The 2,859-nt window shown below is 43.4% G+C and carries 3 protein-coding genes and 1 pseudogene; all 4 read right to left on the minus strand.

Translation table 11 applies throughout. The annotated features are described in order from the left end of the window. Positions 1 to 571 (minus strand): transposase (locus ABD76_RS14035; RefSeq protein ID WP_197256826.1); only part of this gene is annotated, 571 nt, incomplete at its 3' end. Positions 572 to 689: 118 nt separating this feature from the next. Further along, positions 690 to 1,019: a hypothetical protein gene (locus ABD76_RS14040; protein WP_206765658.1), complete on the minus strand. Its 330-nt coding sequence runs from the start codon at positions 1,017 to 1,019 to the stop codon at positions 690 to 692. A gap of 633 nt (positions 1,020 to 1,652) precedes the next feature. Beyond that, positions 1,653 to 2,093 carry an Imm8 family immunity protein gene (locus tag ABD76_RS14045; RefSeq protein WP_197257804.1) on the minus strand — a complete coding sequence of 147 codons (441 nt, stop codon included), beginning with the start codon at positions 2,091 to 2,093 and terminating at the stop codon, positions 1,653 to 1,655. Positions 2,094 to 2,113: 20 nt separating this feature from the next. Then, positions 2,114 to 2,859 (minus strand): annotated as a pseudogene (locus tag ABD76_RS14050) (hypothetical protein); the annotation flags it as partial.

Consider the following 2,859-nt stretch of genomic DNA (forward strand, 5'->3'; position numbering starts at 1 on the left):
GGACGCCTCCCATCTGCTCGAAACATTGCTTCATCGCTTCTAAAAAGCATTCCTGATTCTCAGCCGGTGTCGGGTATACAAATGCAGCATTACTGTACGGAAAGGAGATCACCAGCAACTTGTAGGTGAGTAGCTGCTGCGCTCGACTGACCTGCATGGTCGTAAAATCCACCTGTGCTTCTCCCGGTGGATGCTCCAACCGCTCGTAGGTTTTAGCGCGTTCGAGCTCCATTTCGTTTTTTCGCTTCCGGACATAGGCCAAAACGGTTCGTTGTCCGCCTGTAAACTGGTGTTCATCTCTCAGCCGCTGGTAGATCCGTATCCCGGTATGCCGCTGTTTCCGGGGAAGCAGGCGATCTTCCTCCAGCCATGTGTCCACGATCTCCATATACGGCCCCATAACTGGGCTTTTACTCTTTCTTTTACCAATCGATTCGTTCCAGTTGGATTGATCTGCGTACTTCTTCGCGGTTCTCCAGTGAATGCCCATCTGTCTGGCGATGTCACGGATCGAGCACCCTTCTGCTTCGCGTAAAAATCTGATATAGTGTTGTTGAGGCATTTTCAGCATCCTTCCCATCTCCTTCGTCAAGTTCTCGCAAACCTAACGATAGGAGGAATTTAAGGGGCTGACAAGTGCCTTTTTTGCATTCAACTTGAGCATTTTTACGCTGCAATTCTAGGCATTTTTAGTATGCAATAAACAGCGAGTGCTCGGTTCCCGTTTGATAGCGTTCCCCCGTATCCGCATCAACTAGCACTTTTCCTGATTTGGAGTTAAGCGCCTTCCCCATATACCAGATAATAACTCCCGACACAATAAACACAAAAGCAAGCGGCAGCCGGGAATCTACTGAGTTATGCCCCAGAGGAGATAATAAAATATTGACAATAAACAACAAAGTCCCTGGAACAACGATATTCAAAACACCCAGGCCCTTCCAAACAATCACAAGAAAACTTCCTTTTCTGGTTATGTCTAAATTGAGCCCTGCGCACCGTTCCAATATGACATCCATGAGCATTCCCTTCTTTGCATCGTAGCTCGAATACACGTGCTCAATACAACAATCGGCGGTACTCAAAACTTCAATAGGCCCGTTTTCTGTACGGAGTATGACTTACAAAAAAATGGTTCCTCGCTATACGTTGTGGGAATAGTGTCGTTTTACCATATCGATAGAGCGATTTGACATGGAGCCTCTGCGGGCATGAGTACTCGCGAAAGCCGCGAAGGGTAAGGACTTCGCGTTGCTAACCAGCTCATCATGACCGCCCCTCCATATAAAATCGCAATCTAATTACCCCATTCAGAGTAGCGAGGAAGCAAAAAAATTCGCCTATGATCTGCCTATCTTTATTTGCTCAGAAGAACTTCAAAATGACCAGATCCTGTTTTTTACCATCTCGGTGGCCAAAAGACCATGAGGGTTTTCTGTCCAACTAAGTGGTAGCCGATCCAATTGATAATCCAGGCCAGCATTTTCCATCGAGGTCCCCCTCCCCTCGGGGGGAGGTTCATATAAGTGAGTTTACACAAAATCCTTGACAGACCCCGTTTTACTTTGCAATTTATAAGCTAATTTTTCGAAAACCTCGCTTATACAAAATGATGGACAGACCTCAAGATTGAAATATATACTCACTTATCTTTATTCTACTTTGGGTAGAAATCCACTTCCGTTACACGTTGAGCATAATTCTAGTTTGCGAGTTGATTTGTAAAAATCAGCCACTCCACAACTAGGATCATAGTACTCCCAATCTAAATAATAATTGATAGCCAATGCTACTTCTTCCCATGTTTCACGTGCACATTCCTTAAGGAATCTATTTATTTTTTGTTCTACTAATTTTAAATTAGACTCCATATCCTGCTCATGTACAACAAATATTCCTCTTCCACTCACTACACCGTCTTCCAATAAAATCTCATTTAATTTTTGGGGTGTCATAACTCTACAGTAAAATATATCTGCCCCTTCATCATCTTCTGTAGAAATGTTAACATCTACGCCTATAACAAAATTATTGATATCAATCGGTTTTTGTACAAATGAAATGTGCAAATTTTTTAAAACAGGTTTAATCATTTTTTCCACTCCTTTTTGAACTACTCAAGTTGAACATGATAGTTTGTAAGTTGTCTCCCTGATGAATCAAATGTTTCAAAATTCGCTTCATTGGCGCCTTTTCCTTTTTTGTATTGAATCCTCACACGTTTTGTTCCGTCTTTACTTACAAATTCAAAACCATTATTTATCATTTTTCCAGGTTGATTTCCTACGAATTTCTTTGCGGCTTCTTGAACTGTGGTAAACGGTATTTTCGTACCTGAGAATCCATCAATCTTTTTAGAGTTTCGTGCCAAATCAGATAATTCCGAAGCAGTTGGGATTCCAGACCCACTACCCGTCCCCTTACCCTCAGGCGGCTTCCCATTGGGCTTGCTTGGTTTCTGCGGGGAAGGCTTTTTCGGCGTTGGACTATTTGACCCTCCGCTTTTAAACATTTGATAAAGCTCATTGAGGGTTTCACCAGTATTAGATAAACCTTGATACGTTACTCCTGCTCCATGTCCTGCTAAAGCGACGGATTTTGCAGTAACAGCTACGCCTACAGGTGATAATACTCCCGTACCTGATAACGTAACACCAGCGCCTCCTCCCAATACAGCGCCACCCATTTCTAATACTCCGGCTACAGTTGTGATGAGGTGCCCGATCAATTCACCTGTTTTACGCGCCTTCGGATGATTTGAAGTATATTCCTTTTTTAGGGGTGGGAAGTCTAACGTCAAATCTTCTAAAACGGCCGTTCCTGCTCCTTTTACAACTTCTCCACCGACATCTGCGGCAT

This window comes from Paenibacillus dendritiformis (assembly GCF_015845845.1).
GTDB classification, from domain to species: Bacteria; Bacillota; Bacilli; order Paenibacillales; family Paenibacillaceae; genus Paenibacillus_B; species Paenibacillus_B dendritiformis_C.